Consider the following 23,641-nt stretch of genomic DNA (forward strand, 5'->3'; position numbering starts at 1 on the left):
CGCTCGGTACGTTGGCCGGCTAGACCGGGTTAGGACGGGAAAGAAGCGTGTTGGTGCGGTGTTCGAAGGCATCCCAGCCGACTGATGCCTTGTCCCGCCCCAGAAGGACGTTCTGCACGTTCTCCGCGAAGTAGGTCTGCCAGTCCGAGCCGGAGCCGCTGAACCATGCTTCGGGGTCGTAGGCGATGATGTCCGCTGCGTTGGCGTAGTGGATCTGGGGCGTGAGCTCGCGGTAACCCTGGGATTTGACCACAGGTTGGAAGGCCGGAATGTGTCCCGCTTCCGCCCAGGACAGAGATCCCTTGAGGACGTCCGTGACGAATTTGTAGACATCGCGGCGTTTGTCCTCGTTCAGTGTGAGCTGCCGAGGGAGGACAAAGGAATGCGAGTCCGCGTAGGAGGCTGGTGTCCCGTACAAGGTTGGGATGGTGGCTGCGTCTACGGGTATCCCCGCATTCTTCATGGTGGGCAGTTCCCAGACGCCGCTGAACAGCATCCCCGAGCCGCCGCGCGCGAACTCCGCGATGCCCGTGCTGATGTCGCCGGCCTGGGCTGCGATGGTGTCGTCGAAGAGCGAGGTCATGAACTCCAACGACTCAATGGCTGCATCCCGGTCCACTTCCATGGCCTGGCCCGGCGTGAGCACTATGTCCGCTCCGTGCTGTTTATAGAGGGTGTAGAACAGGCGCCACATCTGGGAGCCGCTGCCCAGGTATCCGAAGGACAGGCCGTGGGCCTTGGTGACTTTCTGCATTTCCAGGGCCATGGCCTTGAACTCCTGTGGGGAGCTCACTTCCTGAAGCTGGCCGTTGTTGCCCAGGACTCCCGCTTTGCCTGCCACGTCAGTGTTGTAGAACATGACAAATGGGTGGGAGTCCAGCGCGATGGAGAAGACTTTCCCGTCTTGCTGGCTCTTTTCCCAGATTCGCGGGGCGAAGTTCTCGGGCCTGACGCCATTTTCAGCAAGCAGATCCAAATCCCAAGGCTCAATCAGCCCGCCGGGCGCATACCCGGGAACCCGGCTGGCGTGCATGATGGCCACCTCTGGGGGTCGCCCGCCCGCTGACGCCATGGCCAGCTTGGTGTAATACGGCGGGCCCCAAGCCAACACCGTGGGGTGGACCTTGAAGCCAGGGTTGGCCTGGTTGGCACTGTTGATCATGGCCTGCATCTTGATGCCGTCACCGCCGGACAAGAGATGCCAGAAATCAATGTCCTGAACCGTGTTTGCCTGGGCCGCACCTCCACAGCCTGTGAGGCCCGTGGCCAGGATCCCGCCTCCGAGGAGGGCCGATCCGGTCAATAACTGTCTCCGGGACAACTGTTTCCCGGTCAAAGATTCAAACTGCTTCACCCGTCACTCCTTTGGAAGGGTCCGCTGAAAAAGAACACAACTGCTGCGCAAATCCGGCTCCGGTGCATCTCCACTGCCGGGTAAAGGGTGGCCCGGGGGTGACGCGGCTCTCACATTACATCGTTGTAATATCTGAGGCAAGGAAAAATTGTTAGCGCGCACAGTTAAATTTCAAAGACCGCTTAGCCCGTGCTGTCTCGCTCCACAATGGTGTAGTCCACCGTGACGACGCGTTGTCCGTGGCCCCTGTCGGCCATGCGCGCAGTGAGGAGGCGCAGCGCTTCGGTGGCGATGGTCCGTTTGTCGAAAGATACGGTAGTCAGCGAGGGAACGGCGTACCGCCCGTCCATGACGTCGTCGAAACCTGCCACCGCGATGTCATCAGGAACACGAACACCCCTCTTCCACAGCGCATTGAGGGCACCAATGGCCAGCGAATCCGTGAAGCAGAACAAAGCCTCAGGCAGCGGGTTCGAATCAAGATAGCGGGTCAGCGCTTCGGCTGCAGATCCCGGCGTCCACGGTCCACAAGGAATCAGCAGGGATTCATCCCTGGGGATCCCGAGGATCTGGAGCGCAGCCTCGTAACCCTGGGTCCGCTGGATCGCTGTAGCCGACCGTCTTCGACGGTTGACCCCGAGCACGGCGATACGCCGGCGCCCGGATTTGGCCAAGGCAAGCGTCATATCCCGGGCAGCTGCGAAACTATCCACGTAAACCCGGTCCGCAAGCTCCTGTGTCACTTCGCCCAACAGCACGACGGGAGGCAAGGCCACCCCAACCTTGACGGCACTTTCATCCAGCACCACCGGATTGAGAATGAGCCCATCGATGAGGTTGGAGCGCGCGCGGGTCATCAACTCCTGCTCGCGCTGCGGGTCCGAACCGGTTTCCTCGATCTGGACGCTCCAGCCTTGCTCGTGGGCTACTTCCACAATGCTCTGCGCTATCTCAGCGGAGAACGGGGTGGCCAGGTCAGGCAAGGCCAAGGCGATCACACCGGAGCGGCCGTTGCGGAGTCCGCGGGCGGAAAGGTTGGGAACGTAATCCAGCTCCTGCATTGCCTGCTCAACCCTGAGCCGCGTTGGAGCGCTGACCGGCACGATTCCGTTCATGACGTTCGAGACGGTTTTCGGCGACACTCCCGCGCGGCGTGCCACATCCTTGACCGTTGCCCGCAACAGTCCCCCTTGTGAATTTAGTGTCCGGGTGAAGTTCGAGTCCGGTTCCCACGATGCTACGCGAGTTTGTGTTTACCCAATGCCCTCGCGAAGGCCTCCAACGGGCGTCACGAGTACGCAAACTGCAGGACTTGGTGACACATCATTGTAAAGTGTCTATATGCCCAGGATCACGGCCGCCACGAATGCTGCCCAACGCGCCGAGACCCAACGCCGTATTCTGACCGCCTTTGGCGAGCTCCTCTTTACCCATGGCCTTCCCGGCCTCACCATGACGGACGTCGCGCGCCACGCGGGCGTTGGCCGCACCGCCGTTTACAACTACTACGCAGACATGGAGCAACTGCTCATTGCGTACGCGCTGGATGAAACCGAGCGCTTCATCGTGGACCTTCGCGACTCGCTCGCAGCTCTTGATAACCCGGTGGACCGGCTGGCCCTCTACGTCCGCGCACAGGTAGAGGACCTCAGCCGCCGCCACCTTCCGCCGGGGCCAGCGATGGCCGCCGTCTTATCCCCGGCCTCGTTCGCTAAGCTCGCAGATCACGTGGGCGACCTCAACGTCCTCCTCCAGGACATCCTGACTGAAGGCGTCCAGCAGGGCTACCTCCCGGACACGGATGTCGCCCAGTTGGCGCGGCTCATCCACGGCACACTCTCAGCCAGCGCCGCACGACGCAACCGAACGCCCGACGGCGAGACTCCCCCGCCTGCCCCAGCCTCCGACGTCGAGCTCCAGACAGCGCAAACGGTGCGGTTCATCCAGCTAGGTGCGGGAGCGCAGTTCGACGAGGCGGGCAAGCCCATCCGTGTGGATGGTGCAGTCCCTGACACCCTGGCCGGCTAACGCCAGAGCAACAGGGCGGCGACACCCAAATCAGGGCATCGCCCACCACTTTGCGTGGCGAAAATCAGCCGACGCGTCGTCAGCCCGGCCTACTGGCCCGCCCTACTGAGCCGGGCGGGTGGGGATGATCGGCCATCGGGAAGTATCCGCAATCCTCAGGTCCTCACGCGGACAGCTGAGCTTGCCGGGAGTCTGATCGACGAGCTGCGGTTCCACCAAGCCCTGAAAGCCCCGGGTGAGGACTACGTCCACTGATTCGTCTTCGCGGTTGTCCTGGAAGTAGTCCGTTCCTGCCAAATTCCGCTGGATGTTGAATGCAGCTGCTTGGCCTTTGACTCCTGAAACCACCACGCCGATCCCCGAGTAGGCAGTATCACTGTTGTCCACAGACAGGACTTTGTGCCCCCGTGCTTTGAACTCGTCGGCAACAGTAGTAGCCAGGCCTGCACGCGATGTGGCATTGAAGACGTTGATATTCACGGTTTCGTTCGGCACGTAATCGAACGTGGTGGTGGGGCAGAGGCTGGTGGGCGCCTTGCTGGCGATCGCCGTCGGAATCCTGATGACGCCGTTCATGATGGCCCAGGCGCCGATTGCTCCGGCCGCTATGACACCAACCAGCAGGACAAGAACGATGGCGTGGAAGACCCGGCGCCGGAAGCGGCTGCGTTGGGCACGTGCGTCCTCGGCGAAGGTGGCACGAAGCTCCGGTCCGGTCACCACATGGTGCCCGTGTAACTGCGTCACATCTTTGGGACGCTTGCGCTGCCTAGCCATCGATCACCAGCACGCGTGCGTGGATGGCCGTCCTCTGGTGGAGCGCGGTGCGGACTGCCCGATGCAGCCCATCTTCGAGGTACAGCACGCCCTGGTACTGAACGACGTGCGGGAACAAATCCCCAAAAAACGTTGAATCTTCTGCCAGCAACGCCTCCAGATCAAGGGTGCGCTTGGTGGTGACGAGTTCATCGAGGCGAACAGGCCGCGGTGGAAGGGCAGCCCAGTCACGGGGCGCGGAATATCCATGGTCAGGGTACGGGCGTCCCTCGCCCACAGCTTTGAAGATCACCCTGCAAGCCTATGGAAGTTGCTGCGCTAACGGAACTTGTGACCCCCGGCACACGCAGGTTGTGGCCAAACGGTGACTATCCGAACGTCTGGCGTCACAGCTGTGATGCACACCTCGGGGACTGACAGAATAGGGGCATGACTCAATCGCTCCAAGGTACCGACCGGACCGCTGCCCACACGGCCCCAGCCCTCGCGCTGCTGCTGGACGTCGACGGCCCCATCGCCAGCCCTGTGACGCGCGACGTCAAGCCGGATATCATCGCAGACCTCGTGGCGCTGGCTTCGGCCGGCATCCCCGTCATCTTCAACACAGGCCGATCGGATGCCTTCATCAGCGAACAGGTCATGGGGCCGATGATCGCTGCTGGAATGCCGGCCGACACCATCATCCACGCCATCTGCGAAAAGGGCGCCGTGTGGTTCAGCTACACCGACGCCGGTCCTGGCCCCATCCACGTGGACCACGAGCTCGCCGTGCCCAAGGCATATGGGGATGACATCCGCAGGCTCGTTGCCGAGGACTACTCCGCGCATATGTTCTTCGATGAGACCAAGCGTGCCATGGTCTCCGTTGAGCAGCACGTTGAAGTGGCCAGCGAAGATTACCTGGCCGAGCAAAAACTCTTCGACGCCGATGCCCTGAACATCATGGGCCGCCACGGCCTGAACGCAGCCATCCTGGACCACCACGCCCCTGAGTCCGATGACACCGTGGACTACCGCCTGGACCCCACCATCATTTCCACGGACATCGAATCCGTCCGCTTGGGCAAGGACCTTGGCGCCAGCCGGGCCGTGGAATTGTTGGCCGCCCAGGGAATCACCCCACTCTCCTGGCGCACCGTAGGTGATTCCCGTACGGACTACGCCATGGCAGACTGGCTTCACTACAACGACCACGACGTGAAGCACGTGGACGTCCGGCCCGCAGACGGCGTTCCGGTGAAGCCCTACACCATTCTTACCGCCGCCGACCTCGAGCTGGCGGACGACGTCATTCACGACGACGCCGGCGGAGCCTTCCTGCGCAGCTGGCGCGACGCCCTCGCCATTTAGACTCCTGCATTCCCCAGAAACGACTCACAACAGTACGGAGAAAAGCCATCACGCAAGCACAGGTCGATCCGATTTACCACGGCAGCCCCACCGTAGAGGAAGATGCGATCGCCGAGGCGGTCTCACCTGCCGTCGTTGCCCACCTGAAGCACAGGTCCGACGTCGTCCGTCACCGCGGGCGCTACGCCCTCCTTAACGGCGACCTCACGCCCCAGCAGGCCATGGTTGCGGACCTCCTGGCCATCCGCGCTGCCTTGGACGCAGCCGGCGTGGACTTCATATTGGTGCGTGGCAACGACGAAAGGCCGGTCATCGCCGTCGACTGGGAGTCGCGCAAGGATGTGCGCGAGGCCCTGGTTGCCGCCTTCCGCAATGAGCCGTTCTACTCCATGACCGTCGATGCCAAGAAGAAAACCTCGGTCCTGGTGGCAGACGGCGAACTCTCGGCCAACCGGAAGGCACGCATCTTCCGCCTGTACCGGCCCAGGGTGGAGCTCGGCGGCGGGCTTTGGTACGGCCCTGCCCTTGGTGTCCAGTTGGAGCTGTGGAGGTTCGAAGGCGACCGCCTTGAACTCCCCGTGGAGAATTCCCTGACCCGGCGCACCATGCTGCGCCAGGACGCCGTTCGCGGTACCGTGCAGCGCCACGGCCTCACCTGGCCGACCATCGAGAACATGTTCGCTGACCATGCGAGCGACATCGACTTCGACATCGACATCGTCTTCTCGTGGGTGGATGGCAGCGACCCCGAATACATCGCCAGGAGGCGCGCCCAGCAGGCTGGGGCTGTCCTCGGCGAGGGCGACGACCATGAGGCACGCTTCCGGCAGATCAACGAGCTGAAGTATGCGCTGCGCTCGGTACACATGTTTGCACCGTGGATCCGCAGGATCTTCATCGCCACCGATTCGCCCGCCCCGGCGTGGTTGGCCGACCACCCCTCGGTGACGATCGTGCGCAGCGAAGAGTTCTTCGCCGATCCGTCAGTGTTGCCCACCCACAACTCGCAAGCAGTGGAGTGCCAGCTGCACCATATCGAGGGATTGTCCGAGCACTTCCTCTACTCCAACGACGACATGTTCTTCGGCCGTCCCGTTGGCCCTGACATGTTCTTCACGCCCGGAGGAATCACCAAGTTCATCGAGGCTGACACCCGTATTGGCCTGGGAGAGAACGACGCCGAACGGAGCGGCTTCGAGAACGCTGCGCGCGTCAACCGCAAGCTGCTGTGGGAACGCTTCGGACGGATCACCACCAGGCACCTGGAACACACGGCCGCTCCCCTGCGCCGGAGCGTGGTGGCCCAGATGGAGAAGGAATTTCCCGCCGAGTTCGCGAAGACCGCCGGCAGCCGGTTCCGGGCCGCCGACAACATTTCAGTGACCAACTCGTTCTACCACTACTACGCACTGCTCACCGGCCGCGCCGTTACGCAGACCAGCGCCAAGGTCAGGTATGTGGACTCCACCATGTGGGCCGGACTGCACTACCTGCCCAAGCTGCTTGCAAAGCGCCACATGGACTTCTTCTGCCTGAATGACGGCAGTTTCCCCGAAGTCGAGGCGAATGAACGAGCCGACCTGGTGACCGACTTCCTGGAGAAGTACTTCCCGGTTAAGGCACCTTGGGAGAAGTAAAGCCACCGGGAGAAACAAGCGGAAGCGAGGAGGTGTGCGTGCCCGGCGACGTGTGGGCCCCCACCCGGGACTCGTGCGGAATGCGGATGCCGGCCGCCCCCAGCCGTCGCTGAACCTCGGCTGCATCCAAGGGCTCGCCAACTGTGACGCCACCGGACATCGGAACCACGGAATGCACGATCGTGTGCTCGTAGACGTGGATCATGTTGTACGACTGCGCTCCGTCACGTCCGCGCTGTCCGCCGGCACGCACCCCCAGGTCCTGGGTATAGCAGGTAGCTGAGGCGACCGATACCGGGATGCCGGCGAAGCTCGCCGTCGTCGAGTAGTGCAGGTGGCCACCCAGGATGGTGCGGACGTCTGTGTTTCGGACGACGGCGGCCAGGGCGGCTTGGCCGCGCAACTCCACCAGCACGGCCAGGTCCTGGACGCACGGGACCGGCGGATGGTGAAGGGCAAGTATGGTGCCGTCCGGGGCGGGAGTGGCCAACTCTTCAGCCAGCCACTGAAGCTGGGATTCGGACAACTCCCCATGGTGGTGTCCGGGGACCGTGGTGTCCAGGGTGATGATCCGAAGCCCGTTGACGAAGTAGCTGCGGTCCACAGGATCCTGCGGCCGGCTCGCTACGGAGGCATCCAGGAACGCGGAACGGAAGTTCGCGCGGTTGTCATGGTTGCCCATGGCCCAAATGGCCTTCGCTCCGAGCGCATCGCACACAGGCTCAATCATTTCGCGGAGACGTTTGTAGGCTCGGAACTCGCCCTTGTCCGCAAGGTCGCCGGTAAAGATGATGGCCTCTGGCTTGATCCTGGAGGCAATGATCTGATCGCAGACCTCCTGGAGCCTGGCAGCGCTGTCAACAGAACCATGAAGTGTGTCTGGACCGGCCACCAAGTGAAGATCGCTCAAGTGCAAAAGCACATGACCTGGTTTGGGGTACTCGGCCTCGATGAGCTCCATAGCTGCCTTAGCGTTTGGTGGGAGACGGCGTCTCCCGTGTCATTCCAGTACTTCCAATCCAACCAGACAACAAGCCAACAAGAGGCCAACTGCCGGCGGAATGTTGGAAAATTTCTTTCTCCTTTCGAATTCGAGGACTCTTATGACAAAGCCTTTTCAACGGCGTCAACCAGTTCCTGCGCGTCAGGTTCAACCGTTGAGGGGAACCGTGCAACCAGCTCGCCGTCACGGTTTATGACGAACTTCTCAAAGTTCCACTTGACCTTGACCGGCTGCCCGGACTCATCCCGGGTCAGCTCGGCAAACAACGGATGCTGCTCTTTGCCCAGGACGTTGGCCTTGCTGGTGAGCGGGAAAGAGACGCCAAAGTTGCGTTCGCAGAACTCCGCGATTTCCTCGTCGGCGCCGGGCTCCTGGCCGCCGAACTGGTTGCAGGGCACGCCAAGGATTTCCAGGCCGTCCTCACGGTACTTTCCGTAGAGTTCCTCAAGGCCCGCGTACTGGCGCGTGAAGCCGCATTCGGAGGCCACGTTCACCACCAGTACCGCTTTCCCTTCAAAGCGTCCGAAGTCTGCTTCAGAGCCATCGTTGAAGGTGAGGGGAATGCTGTACAGGGTTCTCATGTGATCGCTTCCTGACGACGTCGTCTGGCGGGATTGCCGCCATCGAGCTTACGGGAGCTGCCGCAGCCATGAAACCTAGGGGTACCTACGCTCGCTGGCTTATGACGCGGGAAGGATGAGCGAAGACAACGGCACGATCACGCCGTCCGGCCGCTGGACCTTGTCCGGGCCAATGAGGATGTATCCAGGCGGAAGAACCACTGCCGGAGGCGTTGACGGAAGCACTGCCGCGGGGCTGGGCACGGGGGCCGCCGGCACGGGAGCCACGGGCGCCACGGTTTGAGTGACCACGGCCGGGGCGGGAGCAACCACCACGGGTGCCGGTGCTACAACTACCGGCGCTGGCGCAACTACCACGGGGGCTGGTGCAACAGCTACCGGTGCGGGCGCAGGGGCTACTGGAGCAGGGGCCGGGTTCACGGGCGCTGCGGGAGCAACCGGCGCCACGGGCTCGACGACGGCGGGCGGGGTGGCGGTGCTGGGAGCCACCGGCGACGTGCTGGGCACAGTCGTCGTTGTGCCAGGTGTTGTCGTACCAGGCGTCGTCGTACCAGGCGTCGTCGTGACAGGCGTCGTTGTGGTGGGCGTCGGTGTGGAAGTCGCCGTCGGGCTTGGCGTTGCCGTCGCGGTCGGTGTCGCTGTAGCTGTTGGCGTAGGCGTTGCCGTCCCTGTCGGGGTTGGCGTTGCCGTGGCCGTCGGAGTCGGTGTGACGGTCTGCGTAGGCGGTGTAGTGCCCGAAGTGGCGGGTGGCGCCTGCGTGACAGGCGGCGTCGTGCCCGAAGTGCCCGGCTGTGTGATCACCGGCGGAGCAACGCTCTCTTCGTGCTCGCCACCTATGACGGCCCGGTTGCTGCTGTCTGACACCGGCACGGCCCACTGCGGCGAGGCAGAGACGCCTGTTCCGACTCCAGGCTGGTAGTTCACCATGGTGATGTTCTGCAGCGGATCGATCTGCCGGAGCGGCAGGTAGATCCAGCCGTTTGGGTTGGTGTGCAGGCCGTTTACGATCGTCTCAAAGTGCAGGTGGCAACCAGTGGACCACCCTGTGGTCCCTACCTCGGCGATGACTTCTCCGACTCGCACGGACTGGCCTTGGGTAACACCAATCCCTTGAAGGTGGTTGTACGTGGTGACCAGGCCGTTGCCGTGTTCAATCTCAACACGGTTGCCTCCACCCCAAGGGTGCCAGCCGACGGCCTTGACCACTCCGGCGTCGGCGGCGTAGACCCTTGTGCCGCATGCCGCAGCGTAATCCTGGCCCCAGTGGAACTCGCCGGGAAGTCCGGTCAATGGACTGTAGCGGTAGCCGTACGGAGAACTCGGGTTGAGGACTTCCAGCGGCGCGTAAAGGCTGCCGGCCGGTGGACGCGACAAACCTGACGAAGCGACGGTCAGGCCGGAGGATCCGTCCTTGGCCACTGTCCGGACAAGTGCGCGGTCGAAGTAGACCATGGGCGTGCCAGCCTCTTGGGCCGGCGGCTCAGGCATGGTGTCGATCACTGTTGTTTCGGCTTCTGGCGGCACTAGGCTACCAAGCGAGAAAGGTCCAACGACGCCTTGCGCCACAGAACCATCCACGGAGCCGGTAGAGACGGAATTCAGGGGTTGGAAACCAAAAGCGAAAAAGGCTACGGCTGCCAGGATTCCGGCGATGAGCATGCGACGAAAAACGTCGGTGCGCACCAAGTCTACATATCGGTAAGATTCACTATGCTTGCCCACAAGAACACTCCCCAAAGCCAGCGGCACCAAACCCCAGCCTGGCGTGCAAGCACCATTGTTGCGGGAATCAAAATGAAAATAAAGGCTTTCCGGCCCCAGTGAAGCGCAGGGTTTCCTCAGTTTTTGCTCAAGGGATCTTGAGATTCGGGGAGGACGCCTTAGCCGAGGTTTTCCTTGAGCAGTGCACGGTGTTCCACGGCGGCGGATTCGTGCAGCGCGCGGCCGGCTTCTGTGAGTTCAAGAAACAGGGAGCGACGATCATCGGCGCACGTTTGGCGGGAGACCAGCCCTGCTTTTTCCAGCCTGTCCACCACCTTGGAAACGGCGCTTTGGGTCATGGGGGTGCGCTCCCCCAAAGACTTCATGCGGCAAGCGGCGTCAGTGCTTTCTGCCACGAGGTCCAGGATTTCGAACTCGTTCAAGCCGATATCGAACTTGGCTTCCAAGGCGCGGTCAATGGCTCCTGCGGTGCGGAAGTAGGAGTCCTGAATGCTTCGCCACTGCTCAACGAGCTGGCGGTCACGCGTCGTTGCCATGCCCCGATTCTAGTCCATTCCGCCATTAGAATCCACGTCATAATATTCTGCGTCATATTCCTTGTCATTCAATGACGCGTCATATAGCTTGGTGGCATGACATCACCCACCACCCTTCAAAGATCCGCCGAGACCGTGGTTGCAGCCGTACGTTGGACGCGCGCCCAGTGGCTGTTGCTGATGGTTGTCTGCACCGTCCTCGCCCTGGACGGGCTGGATGTTTCCATGGTTGGCGTGGCCCTGCCTTCCATCGGACATGAACTCAACCTCGGAACCGATTCCCTCCAGTGGATCGTCTCCGCCTACGTCCTGGGTTACGGAAGCCTCCTGCTCCTGGGCGGCCGGCTCGCGGACCTGCTGGGCCGCCGTCGCATATTCCTCATCGCCTTGGCGGTGTTCGCCGCAGCCTCACTCCTCGGTGGCCTGGTGGACGATCCCGCGATCCTGATCGCCACCCGGTTCGTTAAGGGTCTCGCGGCAGCGTTCACCGCGCCCACAGGCTTCTCGATCATCACCACTAACTTCGCCGAGGGCCGCGAGCGCAACAAGGCCCTCTCCATCTTCACCACGTTCGGCGCCAGCGGCTTCTCGTTGGGCCTGGTGGTCGGTGGGCTGATGACCAGCCTGAGCTGGCGGTGGACGTTCCTGGTTTCCGTGCCGATCGCCGTCGCCGTTGTCCTGCTGGGCATGAAGTTCATTCCGAAAGACAAGCCGTCCGCAGAAAACAGCGGGCATGACATCTGGGGTGCCGTGACGCTCGCGCTGGGCATGCTCGGCCTCGTCTATACGCTGGTTTCAGCGCCGGAGCAGGGCTGGGGATCTGTGGCAACTATCGCCGGATTCGCAGTATCTGCAGCGGTCCTTGCGGCCTTCGCGGTGATAGAGAACAAGGTCAAGCACCCACTGATCCGCTTCGGCATCCTCAAGGAAGGCTGGGTAGCCCGGGCCAACCTCAGCGCAGTGGGGCTTTTCGGTTCCTACCTGAGTTTCCAGTTCATCGTCACCATGTTCTTGCAGTCGGTGCTCGGTTGGACGCCTTTGGGCATGGCTTTGGCCCTGCTGCCCGCCGGATTGCTGGTGGCCACGAGTGCTCCTTTTGCTGACCGGCTGATCGAGAAATTCGGTGCCACCCAACTGATCCTCACGGGCCTCACGGCACTTGGCTTGGGCTACGTCCTGTTCCTCCGGGTGGGCACCACGCCCAACTACGCCCTGGACATCCTGCCCTCGGTGATCCTGCTGGGCATCGGATTCGCTCTGGCCTTCCCGTCCATCAACGTTCAGGCCACCACAGGCATCAAGGACTCTGAGCAAGGCCTGGCTGCCGGTTTGATCCAAACCAGCACCCAAGTGGGGGCAGCACTGGTCCTGGCAGTCACCACCGCTTTGGTGAGCGGACACGGAAAGGCGGCTGGAACCGTCAGCGCCCAGGCCATGCTGGAACAGTACCGCCCGGGCCTCATCCTCAGTGCCGCCGTCGCCATCGCGGCCCTGCTGGTGGCAGCAGCACCGTCAAGGCGCCGCATCCGCTCCTAGGTTTTGTGCACGGCTCCTGCCCTTTCGACCGCCTCCGCAGGGCAGGAGCTGTACACAAATTGCTCTGTACAGGTTCCGCGAAGAGCGGTCTCATGGGATGCATGAGGAATTACCTCACCGAGTACAGGTACGAACTTCAACGCACCTTCACGGGAACGGCCGGAACGCCACCCGAGTGGGTGCCGCGCCTGGCGGAAGGGAACGACGCCGGATATCACCTTCCCGGCTCGGCCGTCTGGGCGGTGCATGGCTCCATGGCCACTATTGTGGCCGGAATCAGGGTCCTGCTGATGCAGTCCCTGCATCCCGGCGCGCTTGCAGGTGTTTACGAGCACTCCGGCTTCAAGGAAGATCCTCTGGGCCGGCTGGCCAGTACCGTGCGCTGGATTTTCACGGTCACGTACGGCTCCAAGGAAGCTGCTGAGGCAGCAACGTACCGTGTCCGGAAAATCCACGAGCACGTCCGGGGAAGCTACGTGGACGGCACCGGAGCGTACCGCCCCTACGCCGCCAATGATCCCGAACTGCTCCGCTGGGTCCATGTCACCTACGCGGATTCCTTCCTTACTGCCAACCGCATCTGGGGCCATCCGATACCCGGCGGCCCGGATGCCTACGTCCGGGAGTGGGCGCAGGCCGGCCGGCTCATGGGCGTGGAGGATCCGCCCATCACCGAGGCCCAGGTTCGCGAGGAACTGGAAGCCTGGTATGCCTCCGGGATCTTGCGCTCGGATGACCGGCTGGCGGAAACCATTGCCTTTATACGCCGCCCGCCCTTGAGCCCACTCCTTCTGCCGGGATACCGGATACTGTTCGCTGCCGCCGTCGCAAGCCTTGAACCCAAGTACCGGGACATGCTGGGCCTGCGAGCCGCGCGACTGGGTCCAATCCCCTTGCCCGCCATCACCACCGGTCGCATTGTTCTGGGCATGGTCCGGCTGGCCCTTGGTTCACATGGTCCAAGCGAACTCGCAGCGCGACGGCGGTTGCAGAGGCTGGGATATGCGGAGGCCTGATGGTCCTGGCTTGTACCGCCACCACCCACTTTGAATCCGTAAGCATTTGACCCCGCCGCAATTCCTGGTGTGTCGGGCTCAAACCCAGCCAAAGTGGGTGGTGGACGTATGGCCTGATCAATCGACAACAACGAAGGCCGGGCAGGTCGGAACGAATCCGTCCTACCCGGCCTTCGTGGCCAGGCCTTAGATCAGGTGGTCCGAGAGGTGGTTCGGGGTACCGAAGCGGTGGGCCGTAATGGACACGGCCTGCTCACGGAGGAACGGGAGCATCTCGATGCGGCCGGCCTGCGTCACTTCACCGTGGTAAACGGCCACATCCGGACGACCACCCATGGCTGCGCTCAGCGCGGCAAAGTCGCCGCCGATCAGCCGGATCCGGCCGGCGTCGAACTTTGCTGCACGAGCCAGCCACGCGGCGTCGTCCTCGATCCGGACGCTGACGCCCAGGTTCGCGAACACATTCACCACAGCATCTTCAAGCACGACGGCGGAGCTCACCTTGAGCGCCGAACCGGCCACTGCACCGGCTGCTACTACTCGGAGCAGTTCAGCAAGCCGCTCGCCTTCGGAGAGGCGGATCGTCACGGGGAGGGAGCGGTAGCGGAACACGTTGCGCTCTGCGGACAGTGCAGAGACGTCCTTGCGGGTGCCGAATTCGGATTCCCAGGCGGCGGCGTCGCTGAAGAGTGACTGCTGGAGGGTCTGGAGCTCCTCAGCGGACACGTCCGCGGACTTTGCAGCGGCAAGGATCTGGGCGGCTGCCCCCTGAAGGACCATGCCACGCTTGGCCTTGGCTTCGGCGGGGAGCCAGCTGCCCAGACCAATGAGGTAGTTCGGTCCGCCGGCCTTGGTTCCGGCGCCAACGGCCGACTTCTTCCAGCCACCGAACGGCTGGCGCTGGACGATCGCACCGGTGATGCCGCGGTTGACGTACAGGTTTCCGGCCTGGATGGTGTCCAGCCAGACGCCCATTTCAGCGGAGTCCAGGGAGTGCAGGCCAGCGGTGAGGCCGTACTCGATCTCGTTCTGGATGGCAATGGCTTCCTCGAGGGTCTCAGCAGTCATAACACCCAGGACCGGGCCGAAGAACTCGGTGAGGTGGAAGTAGGAGCCACGCTTGACGCCGGAGCGGATGCCCGGGGACCACAGGCGGCCTGTCTCGTCCAGGCGCTCAGGCTTAATCGCCCAGCTTTCGCCTTCGCCCAGGGTAGTAAGGGCGCTCAGGAGCTTGCCATTGGCCGGCTCGATGATCGGCCCCATCTGCGTGGTGGCGTTCTCCGGGTAGCCGACGGTCAGCGAGCGGGCCGCGTCAATCAGCTGGTTGTGGAAGCGGGCACTCTTCGCCACCGAGCCCACCAGGATCACCAGCGAGGCTGCCGAGCACTTCTGGCCTGCGTGGCCGAAGGCGGAGTACACGACGTCCTTCGCGGCTAGATCCAGGTCAGCACTCGGGGTCACGATGATGGCGTTCTTGCCCGACGTCTCCGCGAGCAGCGGCAGGTCCTGGCGGAACGAGCGGAACAGCTCAGCGGTTTCGTAGCCGCCGGTGAGGATGACACGGTCGACGCTCGGGTGCGAGACCAGTTGAGTGCCGAGTTCACGCTCTTCGAGCTGCACGAGCGCCAGCACTTCGCGCGGCACACCGGCTTCCCAGAGCGCATCCACCATGACCGAACCAGAGCGGCGGGCCTGCTTTGCAGGCTTAATCACGACGGCGGAACCTGAGGCGAGCGCTGCGAGCGTCGAGCCTGCGGGGATCGCCACCGGGAAGTTCCACGGCGGGGTCACCACGGTGAGGTTCGCTGGGACGAAGGTGGCGCCGTCGACCGTTTCCAGGTCCTTGGCGCCCTCCGCGTAGTAGTGCGCGAAGTCGATTGCTTCGCTGACCTCGGGGTCGCCTTGGTCGATGGTCTTGCCGGTCTCGGAAGCCATGACCTCAAGGAGTTCTGCGCGGCGGGCTTCAAGGACGTCGCCGGCGCGGTGCAGGATTGCGGCGCGTTCGGCTGCCGGGCGGGCGCCCCAGGCCTTGCCGTGATCCACGGCGGTGGCGATGATGCGATCCAGTTCGGTGGCGTCGGAGACCTTGGTGGATTCCACGATTTTGTTGCCGGCAGTGGAACCGGGGATGCGCTTGAGGATGTCGCGGCCCCAGGCGCGGTTTGCCGGGAGCGCCGGATCTGTGTCTGGGGTGTTGCGGAAGCCCTCAAGCGGGGCCGGTTCGGATGGCAAGCGGCGGTCCTGCTTGCGGTTGGGGCCCGGAACCTTGTCCGTCATGCCGGCCAGGGAGTTCAGGAAGCGCTGCTGCTCACGCTTGAACAGGGCTTCGTTTTCACTGAGCTCGAAGACCGCCGACATGAAGTTTTCCTGGCTGGCACCCTCTTCGAGCCGGCGGATCAGGTACGCGATGGCGACGTCGAACTCGCCCGGGTGGACCACCGGTGTGTAGAGCAGGAGGCTGCCGACATCCTTGCGGACAGCCGTGGCCTGGCCTGTTGCCATGCCCAGGAGCATTTCGAATTCGATACCCTCAGTTACACCTCGCTGCTTGGCAAGCAACCAGGCGAAGGCGACATCGAAGAGGTTGTGTCCCGCGACGCCAATGCGGACGGCGTCGATGTGCTCCGGGGTGAGGGCGTAGTTGATGACGTTCTTGTAGCTGGTGTCCGAATCCTGCTTGCTGCCCCATGTAGCCACCGGCCAATCGTGCAGTGACGCCTCCACCTGTTCCATGGGCAGGTTGGCGCCCTTGACGACGCGGACCTTGATGGGTGCACCGCCCTGTGCGCGGCGGGCAGCGGCCCACTCCTGCAGTTCGTGCATGGCACCGAGGGCGTCCGGGAGGTAGGCCTGAAGCACGATGCCGGCTTCCAGGTTCTTGAACTCGGGCATGTCCAGGATCCGCTTGAACACGGCAATGGTCATGCTGAGGTCCTTGTACTCCTCCATGTCCAGGTTGATGAACTTGGGCTTGGGGAAGGACGCGGCCAGGCGGTACAGCGGCGTGAGCTTCTCCACCACGTGATCGACGGCTTCGTCGAAGGCCCACGGAGAGTGCGGCGCCACGGTGGAGGATTCCTTGATGGAGACGTAGTCAACGTCTTCGCGGGCAAGGAGCTTGAGCGTGCCATCCAGGCGGCGCTGGGCTTCGTGCTCACCGAGGACTGCCTCGCCGAGGAGGTTCACGTTCAGGTGCACGCCGTCCTGGCGGATCTTTGCGATGGCCGGACCCAGCTTCGCGTCCGTGGCGTCCACGATCAGGTGGCCCACCATGTCGCGGAGCACGCGGCGCGCGATCGGGATGACAACCTGTGGGACGATCGGAGCCATCACTCCACCTACACGGACAGCGCTGCGCATGTACCAGGGCAGGAACTTGGGCACCTTCGGGGCCAGCTCGGCGAGCTTGCGGCCGGCGACCGACAGATCCTCAGGGCGGATGACGCCGTCGACGAATCCGACCGTGAAGTCAAGGCCATTCGGGTCCTTCAAGACGCCGGCGAGGCGCTGGGCGGACACGTCCACGGGAATCTTGCTGGCTTCGGTAAGCCAGTGGCGGACCAACGCGATGGCTTCCTGTGCCAGTGCATCGAACTGCCCGGAATCCTGGGTGCGCGGGGCGGCGGCAACCGGGAGGGTGCTGGTCATTGGGGCTCCTTCTGGGACGGAGAAGTTTGTTTGTTTCCATCAGTATGGATCTACAATCACGTTAGGAAAAGCGATCTTTTCTGACGAATATTCATTACCCATCCCGAACCTTTGGAGGCCGCCTTGCTGGACGTCCGCAGGCTGCGTTTGCTGCACGAATTGAAGATCCGCGGAACGCTCGCTGAGGTGGCCGATGCCATGCAGTACAGCCCCTCTTCCGTGTCCCAGCAACTGACCCTGCTGGAGAAGGAAGCAGGCGTCGAACTGCTTCGCAAGGCTGGCCGCCGGGTGCAGCTGACACCTCAAGCCGAGATCCTGGTTGCACACACCGCCGCCCTCCTGGAGACACTGGAACGCGCCGAAACCGAACTGGCCGCGTCGCTGTCCACAGTCACAGGAACTGTCCGGTTGGCAGTGTTCCAGTCGGCCGCACTCGCGCTTCTGCCTGACTTCCTCAGCATCATGCGCCAGGAGTATCCGGAAGTGCGCGTGGAAATGACCCAGCGCGAACCCGAGACAGCACTTTACGAAACCTGGGCGCGCGACTTCGACATTGTGGTGGCGGAGCAATATCCCGGGCACGCCGCGCCTCATCACCCGGGGCTGGACCGGGCAACGCTGACCAGTGACGCCATCCGGCTGGCCACTCCCCCGGTCGGACTGGGCGGGGAGCTTGTTGCCTCACTGGCTGACACCGCAGACATGCCCTGGGTCATGGAGCCCCGAGGCGCCGCCTCCCGGCACTGGGCTGAGCAGGCCTGCCGATCCGCTGGCTTCGAACCGGACGTCAGATACGAAACGGCCGACCTTCAAGCACAGATCCGGCTCATTGAATCCGGAAATGCCGTTGCCCTCATGCCGGACCTCGTCTGGACAGGCCGGACACGCCCCGTCCAACTGCTGGACCTCCCCAGCCTGCCAACGCGGACCGTCTTCACGTCCACAAGGACGGCCGGCCGGATCCACCCCGCGATTCTTGCGTGCAGGGAAGTACTGGAGCGGGTGGCCGCTGCGCAGCAAGTTGATGCAGGGCAGCAAGTTGACGCAGGGCAGCAGTAGCCAGCTCACTTCCGCAGCGCCGGGCGTCCGTTGGCGACGCGCAAATTCGCCCACGCCTTCGAAACACACTGGCGACGCCCGGATATGGGTGTCCCCAGTCCGGGTCGCGGGCAGGAGCCAACGTAGGTGTCAGGAACGCAAAAGGCCCCGGTCCTGGGGACCGGGGCCAAACGCGGAGAATGGGGGATTTGAACCCCCGAGGGCGTTAACCCAACACGCGTTCCAGGCGTGCGCCATAGGCCGCTAGGCGAATTCTCCTTGCTTCCGAATCGAAAGCAGATACTACTGTACCTGAGAATTTCGGCATCGTGTAATCGGCCCGGCGAGGCCTCCAGGTGCGTCGGTCAAAACCGCGCCTTAACGGAAAAATGGACGCCCCCAACGCGCCCATTCTTGCGGTATCACCGTTGAGCTGCCGGGTCCGGCCCCTCGCCCCCAGGCCCCGCAGCTCACAATCTTGAGATTGCCCCAATCGGTGTACATACCCATGGTCCGCTGTGACCCGCAGATATGCAATGGTGTGCGCCGCTTTGCAGCCGAAGTTACTGACAGGATGTTCCCATGACGCAGCTTCACGCCCTGGTTGTTTACGTTCCCGAGACCCATACTCCAGCGGTCCTGATGGCAATAGGGGACGCCGGCGCAGGACGGATCGGCGACTACTCGCATTGCTCGTTTACCTCGCCCGGCACTGGCCACTTCACTCCCCTGCCGGGCGCACAGCCGTTCATCGGCGACGTCGGAAACAGCGAGCAGGTGCCGGAAACCCGGGTTGAGTGCGTGGTTGAGGAGGACGTGCTCGACGCCGTTGTGCTGGCTCTGCGAACGGCGCACCCTTACGAGGAGCCGGCTTTCATGACGTGGCCGGTGAGGGGGTGGCGGTAATCCATAAGTGCGCGTCAGGCGAAGATGGGCATTCGCCCAGCAGCCAACTCACCATTGATGACTGCGATCTCATCGGCTGACAGCAGCCTCACTCCCTCACCAACGGCATGGGTCGAAGCGGTGGCCCAGTCCACGACGTCGGACCAGCACCATAGCGAAACGCCCGCTTGGATGGCTGGGCGAGGGAATGGAAAGTCGGCCTTTCGGTCGCCAGCGACCCAGAGGGCGACCGCCTGCCTGGTTGCACCCAGCCGTTCAGCAATTTCGCTCCGGGTGACGTAGTCGAAATCGACGGACTGAACCTTCCCTCCGAGATCGTGGACCCGGGAAACAAGGCGGCGCGCAGCCTCTGTACCGCTGGGGGCATCTTGGAGGAAAGTCACATACGGAACGCCGGCCAAGCGGGAAACTATCGCGTCGAGTTGCTCCACGAGCAAGTCTTCAACCTGCTCCGAAAGTTCCCCGAGGCGGAGACGTACTTCGAATGGCTGCTCCGTGGTCATGGTTTCAGCATAGCCCGCTCTGTTGACAAATGACAACACCTAACGCCGCCCCCTGAGCAGTTCGTGCTGACCTGACACCGACGCGCGTCGCGCGCAAGGATCTTGGCTCGCTGGGTCGAGCTCTTAGGAGACCCGTCAACCCTTAACTGCGCGCCGTCAGATCCGCAGGGGCAATACATGTAGAACTTGTGACCTTGCCGCCTCAACCTCCATCCGGACGAGGTGAGGACACGAACCACGGCGAGCACGTCCTTATGAATCTCACTGGACACATCCTTTGGATCGACCCAGTCACCGCTACCCATCCAGCCCCATAGCCTCGCCCTCTCAAATGAACATCTCATGTAGTGCGAGGTTTACCACCCAGCCCCGACAAAATGTGGGCGCCAACCAGCCGCCGTCGAGCGTTTTCCACAGCCCTTTGTGCCGATTCGAACCAATAACCAAGTTCAGGTAAGCTTGTCGACGGCCCCTCATGTGGCGTCATCCTGTTGAACTCCCCCAGGACCGGAAGGTAGCAAGGGTAGATGGGCTCTGGCGGGTGCATGAGGGGTCTCTTATTTAAAATGTCAGTCCCTATAGGTAGGTTTCACTTGTGACTGTTACAACTGCCCTGTATCGAAGGTATCGCCCGGACTCTTTCGCGGACGTTATCGGGCAGGAACACGTCACCGAGCCCCTGATGACGGCCCTGCGGAAGAACCGCGTGAACCACGCGTACCTCTTCTCCGGCCCCCGCGGCTGCGGCAAGACCACCTCCGCGCGCATCCTGGCCCGTTGCCTTAACTGCGCCGAGGGACCCACCGACACCCCCTGCGGCAAATGCCCCAGCTGCATCGAACTCGCACGCGGCGGCTCCGGCTCCCTGGATGTCATCGAGATTGACGCCGCCAGCCACGGTGGTGTGGACGACGCCCGCGATCTCCGCGAGCGCGCAACTTTCGCCCCGGTGCGGGACCGCTACAAGATCTTCATTATCGACGAAGCCCACATGGTCACGTCGGCTGGCTTCAACGCGCTTCTGAAGATCGTCGAAGAGCCGCCGGAACACATCAAGTTCATCTTTGCCACCACGGAGCCGGACAAAGTCATCGGCACCATCCGCTCGCGCACGCACCACTACCCCTTCCGGCTGGTGCCGCCCGAGCCGCTCATGAAGTACCTTGAACTGCTCTGCCACCAGGAAAACGTTCCCGTGGCTCCGGGCGTGCTTTCGCTCGTCATCCGTGCCGGCGGCGGTTCCGTCCGCGATACCTTGTCCGTGCTGGACCAGCTCATGGCAGGCGCCGGACCCAACGGTCTCGACTACGAGCTCGCCGTCGCGCTTCTCGGCTACACGCACGCTTCCTTGCTGGACGACGTCGTGGACGCCGTCGCGGCCGCCGATGCCGCAACTGTCTTCCGCGCCGTTGACCGAGTCATCCAGACCGGGCATGATCCTCGCCGCTTCGTGGAAGACCTGCTGGAGCGCTTCCGGGACCTCATCATCGTCCAGGCCATGCCTGAGAGTGCACAGGCCATCCTCCGCGGCGTGCCTGAGGACCAGATTGCCCGGATGCGCAACCAGGCCACGAACCTGGGCGCTGCGGAGCTTTCCCGCGCTGCGGACGTCACCAACACGGCGCTCACGGAAATGACCGGAGCCACCTCCCCGCGGCTTCACTTGGAACTTCTCTGCGCGCGGATCCTGCTGCCCAGCTCCGAGGAAACAGAACGGGGCATTGCCGCCCGGATCGACCGCGTGGAGCGTCGCCTGAATTACGCTGGCGACGCCGGAATCCCGGCTGCCGCTTCCGGCACACCTTCCGCCGCGGCTTCTTCACCGGCGGTTGCCCCCGTTGCCCAGTCCGCTCCCGCGCAAGCACCGGCGGCAGCTGTATCGGTCCCGGCAGCCGCTCCAGCATCTGCACCTGCACCTGCACCAGTTCAGGCACCCGCACCTGCCTCTTCACCAGTTCAAGCACCTGTACCTGTGTCGGAAACGTCGTCTGCGCCCGTGTCGCGGGGGCCACTCTCCGCTCCGCGCGTCTCGACCAACGACTGGCCCGTGGACGAGTCGACGGCTGCACAGCGTCCTGTCCAGAATGCTCCCTCGACGAAGCCTGCCGCCGCGACGGCCCCTCCCGCCGCACCGCAACCGGCGCCGCAGACTGCACCCGCCTCGCAGACCACACCCGCTGCACAGACGGCGCCCGCTTCCCAGCCGGCCCCCGCGTCAAAGCAAGCTCCTGCCGCTGGTGGAGATGTCGAAGCTCTCCGTCGCGCTTGGCCCGAAGTCCTGCAGACGCTGACCAAGATCAAGCGCAGCACCTGGGCCTTGGTCGAACCGAATGCCCAGGTGGCACAGTTTGACGGTCAAGTGCTGACACTCGCCTTCACCACTGCTGGCCTTGCCGGCGCCTTTGGGCGCGCGGATCACTCCGAGAATCTTCGCCAGGCAATCCATAAGACCATCGGCATCGACTGCCAGATCGTCGCAGTGGCCGGCGGCAACAGCTCAGCGAGCTCTGAGCCAAACCCAAAAGCACCTACTAGCCGGGATCTTCCGGCGTCACCTGGCACCACAGCACCTTCGACATCACCATCAGTATCACTCTCGGCAGCGCCGGCCCCAAGCCCAGCGCCAGCTGTCCCGGTGCCGGACGTGCCAATGCCGGCCGCGTCTGCCCCTGCCCCGACCCCTGTTTCGTCGGTCGACTCTGCCTGGGGCTTGGCACCCGCTGGCCCTCAGGCAGCCGCACCGGTTCCCGCCGGGCCGGAGGCAGTCCCCGCCGTTGTGCACGCCCCGGCTCAGCAAGAACCCACGACGCCGGCACCCTCCGCTTCTGCTTCGGCAACGGGCGCGCCGCATAGGGAAGCCATGGTTCCCAGTGCTGCGCCAGAACCTGCCCAGTGGACGACGCCAGAACCCGCGCAGCAAGCCGCACCAGCACCTGCCTATCCAGAGACGCCAGCGCCGACCGCCCAAGCACCTGCAGCTGCAGAGACACGCGCGCCTGCTACCGCTTTGGAGCCGACTGGAGACTACTCCTACCCGGACGAGGATTGGGGTCCTCCGCTCGACGAAGATGCACCACCGCTGGACGAAGAACCGCCGATGGATTGGGAACCCTCACCCGCTTTTTCCGGTCCGAATACCACCCAGGCACAGGCTTTCTCGGAACGTCCGGCACAGTCCACGTCATCGGAACAAATCCCTGACCACCAAACCCCTGCGGAGCACACCCCCACATCGGCGGCGACTACAGCTGACAAAACCTCAGAAGCGGACGCTTCCCACGACCCCTGGTCCCGGGCAGTAGAACAAGCGCCGGGCACGTGGGTGGTCGGGACCGACTCCAACGTAGGCACCAAGCCAACGGCTGTGGTCGAGGCCGATGCGGATGGGTCGAGCACCCCCCACTACGAACCGGCCACGGCGCAAGCCCCGGACTGGCAGGCCCCGGCGGACAGGCAAGCCCCAGCGGCGCAAGCCCCAGCGGCGCAAGCAACGGCGGCGCAGGCCCCGACGAACACGGCTGACGCAGGAACCCCGACGTATGGCCACCCGACCAGCCCGGAGCAAACCGGCTCGTCGGGCTGGGACGTCGCTCCGGCGTCGAGCTGGCCCGGCACCCTCCCAGCGCAGACAGGTGCCCAAGCGCCTGCAGCGTGGCCCACTACAGCTACGGAAACCCAACACGCCAGTGGCTCCGTTGCCACGCTCGAGGAGGGCGCGCCGTCGGGCGGTCCTTCGGCCCGTCAGAGCCTGTACCAGCGCTTGACCAACAGTCCTGAAGCCCAAGCCGGGCGGGTGCAGGCGCCCGTGCGGACCCAAGCCAGGCCGGAGCCGGCACCGGAGGACATCCCCAGCCCGGAAGACGAGACCATCGAGGAATCGAGGGTCTTTGGGCGGGCTGCCGTGGAGCGTATTCTGGGCGGAAAGCTGATCGAAGAACGCGCCTTGGACGGTTCTCCCCTGCAACCCCGCTGATCACAGCATTGATACCAAACAAACGAGGACATT

18 protein-coding genes, 1 tRNA gene and 1 other RNA gene are annotated in these 23,641 nt (G+C 63.5%); 9 read left to right on the forward strand and 11 right to left on the reverse strand.

Going from position 1 to position 23,641, the window contains the following annotated elements; translation table 11 throughout:
• Nucleotides 1–19: 19 nt before the first annotated feature.
• Both AC1DD5_RS18675 and AC1DD5_RS18680 read right to left on the reverse strand, forming a co-directional pair.
• Nucleotides 20–1,354 (reverse strand): extracellular solute-binding protein, encoded by a 1,335-nt coding sequence (locus AC1DD5_RS18675; protein WP_477514469.1) that lies wholly within the window; start codon nucleotides 1,352–1,354, stop codon nucleotides 20–22.
• Between the two features lie 182 nt (nucleotides 1,355–1,536).
• Nucleotides 1,537–2,535, reverse strand: a complete 999-nt coding sequence (locus AC1DD5_RS18680) for a LacI family DNA-binding transcriptional regulator (protein ID WP_477514470.1) — start codon at nucleotides 2,533–2,535, stop codon at nucleotides 1,537–1,539.
• A gap of 160 nt (nucleotides 2,536–2,695) precedes the next feature.
• On the opposite strand from AC1DD5_RS18680, the gene AC1DD5_RS18685 reads away from it, so the two are divergent.
• Nucleotides 2,696–3,382, forward strand: a complete 687-nt coding sequence (locus AC1DD5_RS18685; RefSeq protein ID WP_477514471.1) for a TetR/AcrR family transcriptional regulator — start codon at nucleotides 2,696–2,698, stop codon at nucleotides 3,380–3,382.
• Between the two features lie 102 nt (nucleotides 3,383–3,484).
• Here the strand turns inward: AC1DD5_RS18685 and AC1DD5_RS18690 are convergent, their stop codons facing one another.
• Nucleotides 3,485–4,129 (reverse strand): LytR C-terminal domain-containing protein, encoded by a 645-nt coding sequence (locus tag AC1DD5_RS18690; protein WP_442018678.1) that lies wholly within the window; start codon nucleotides 4,127–4,129, stop codon nucleotides 3,485–3,487.
• A 22-nt stretch (nucleotides 4,130–4,151) separates the two neighbouring features.
• Entirely contained in the window at nucleotides 4,152–4,451 is a 300-nt protein-coding gene (locus tag AC1DD5_RS18695) for a type II toxin-antitoxin system VapB family antitoxin (RefSeq protein WP_062069994.1), read from the reverse strand.
• A 137-nt stretch (nucleotides 4,452–4,588) separates the two neighbouring features.
• Here AC1DD5_RS18695 and AC1DD5_RS18700 point away from each other — a divergent pair, with 137 nt between their 5' ends.
• Entirely contained in the window at nucleotides 4,589–5,509 is a 921-nt protein-coding gene (locus AC1DD5_RS18700; RefSeq protein ID WP_477514472.1) for a Cof-type HAD-IIB family hydrolase, read from the forward strand.
• Between the two features lie 47 nt (nucleotides 5,510–5,556).
• Nucleotides 5,557–7,146 (forward strand): stealth family protein, encoded by a 1,590-nt coding sequence (locus AC1DD5_RS18705; RefSeq protein ID WP_477514534.1) that lies wholly within the window; start codon nucleotides 5,557–5,559, stop codon nucleotides 7,144–7,146.
• On the opposite strand, the gene AC1DD5_RS18710 is transcribed toward AC1DD5_RS18705, so the two are convergent.
• The 4 genes from AC1DD5_RS18710 to AC1DD5_RS18725 form a co-directional block, all read right to left on the reverse strand.
• The gene (locus AC1DD5_RS18710) at nucleotides 7,124–8,107 is read right to left on the reverse strand and encodes a phosphodiesterase (RefSeq protein ID WP_477514473.1); all 984 of its coding nucleotides are present in this window, start codon (nucleotides 8,105–8,107) and stop codon (nucleotides 7,124–7,126) included. The two genes, AC1DD5_RS18705 and AC1DD5_RS18710, sit on opposite strands and share 23 nt — an antisense overlap.
• A 140-nt stretch (nucleotides 8,108–8,247) precedes the next feature.
• Nucleotides 8,248–8,730 (reverse strand): glutathione peroxidase, encoded by a 483-nt coding sequence (locus AC1DD5_RS18715; protein WP_442018676.1) that lies wholly within the window; start codon nucleotides 8,728–8,730, stop codon nucleotides 8,248–8,250.
• Nucleotides 8,731–8,829: 99 nt separating this feature from the next.
• Nucleotides 8,830–10,413 carry a M23 family metallopeptidase gene (locus tag AC1DD5_RS18720; protein ID WP_477514474.1) on the reverse strand — a complete coding sequence of 528 codons (1,584 nt, stop codon included), beginning with the start codon at nucleotides 10,411–10,413 and terminating at the stop codon, nucleotides 8,830–8,832.
• A gap of 197 nt (nucleotides 10,414–10,610) precedes the next feature.
• Nucleotides 10,611–10,988, reverse strand: a complete 378-nt coding sequence (locus tag AC1DD5_RS18725) for a MarR family transcriptional regulator (RefSeq protein WP_442004331.1) — start codon at nucleotides 10,986–10,988, stop codon at nucleotides 10,611–10,613.
• A 96-nt stretch (nucleotides 10,989–11,084) separates the two neighbouring features.
• On the opposite strand from AC1DD5_RS18725, the gene AC1DD5_RS18730 reads away from it, so the two are divergent.
• Together AC1DD5_RS18730 and AC1DD5_RS18735 are read left to right on the forward strand one after the other, a co-directional pair.
• A complete protein-coding gene (locus AC1DD5_RS18730) occupies nucleotides 11,085–12,524 on the forward strand; it encodes an MFS transporter (RefSeq protein ID WP_477514475.1) in 1,440 nt (479 codons plus the stop codon).
• 92 nt (nucleotides 12,525–12,616) lie between these two features.
• Nucleotides 12,617–13,540, forward strand: coding sequence for an oxygenase MpaB family protein (locus AC1DD5_RS18735; RefSeq protein WP_477514476.1), 924 nt, complete (start codon nucleotides 12,617–12,619; stop codon nucleotides 13,538–13,540).
• Nucleotides 13,541–13,726: 186 nt separating this feature from the next.
• Here AC1DD5_RS18735 and AC1DD5_RS18740 read toward each other — a convergent pair whose 3' ends face one another.
• Nucleotides 13,727–17,188 carry a bifunctional proline dehydrogenase/L-glutamate gamma-semialdehyde dehydrogenase gene (locus AC1DD5_RS18740; protein WP_477514477.1) on the reverse strand — a complete coding sequence of 1,154 codons (3,462 nt, stop codon included), beginning with the start codon at nucleotides 17,186–17,188 and terminating at the stop codon, nucleotides 13,727–13,729.
• Between the two features lie 123 nt (nucleotides 17,189–17,311).
• On the opposite strand from AC1DD5_RS18740, the gene AC1DD5_RS18745 reads away from it, so the two are divergent.
• Complete coding sequence (locus AC1DD5_RS18745) at nucleotides 17,312–18,247, forward strand: LysR substrate-binding domain-containing protein (RefSeq protein WP_477514478.1); 936 nt, start codon at nucleotides 17,312–17,314, stop codon at nucleotides 18,245–18,247.
• A 173-nt stretch (nucleotides 18,248–18,420) separates the two neighbouring features.
• On the opposite strand, the gene AC1DD5_RS18750 is transcribed toward AC1DD5_RS18745, so the two are convergent.
• Nucleotides 18,421–18,505: transfer RNA gene (locus tag AC1DD5_RS18750), tRNA-Ser, on the reverse strand.
• A 303-nt stretch (nucleotides 18,506–18,808) separates the two neighbouring features.
• Between AC1DD5_RS18750 and AC1DD5_RS18755 the strand changes: the two genes are divergently transcribed.
• The gene (locus AC1DD5_RS18755) at nucleotides 18,809–19,132 is read left to right on the forward strand and encodes a hypothetical protein (protein WP_477514479.1); all 324 of its coding nucleotides are present in this window, start codon (nucleotides 18,809–18,811) and stop codon (nucleotides 19,130–19,132) included.
• Between the two features lie 14 nt (nucleotides 19,133–19,146).
• Here AC1DD5_RS18755 and AC1DD5_RS18760 read toward each other — a convergent pair whose 3' ends face one another.
• A complete protein-coding gene (locus AC1DD5_RS18760; RefSeq protein ID WP_477514480.1) occupies nucleotides 19,147–19,635 on the reverse strand; it encodes a hypothetical protein in 489 nt (162 codons plus the stop codon).
• Nucleotides 19,636–20,099: 464 nt separating this feature from the next.
• Here AC1DD5_RS18760 and ffs point away from each other — a divergent pair.
• Both ffs and AC1DD5_RS18770 read left to right on the forward strand, forming a co-directional pair.
• Nucleotides 20,100–20,196: signal recognition particle sRNA small type (gene ffs / locus AC1DD5_RS18765), an RNA gene on the forward strand.
• Nucleotides 20,197–20,230: 34 nt separating this feature from the next.
• On the forward strand, nucleotides 20,231–23,608 hold the full coding sequence (locus AC1DD5_RS18770) for a DNA polymerase III subunit gamma and tau (RefSeq protein WP_477522392.1): 3,378 nt from the start codon (nucleotides 20,231–20,233) through the stop codon (nucleotides 23,606–23,608).
• Nucleotides 23,609–23,641: the final 33 nt, after the last annotated feature.

The sequence above is a fragment of the Paenarthrobacter sp. 10L420 genome (assembly GCF_056395385.1).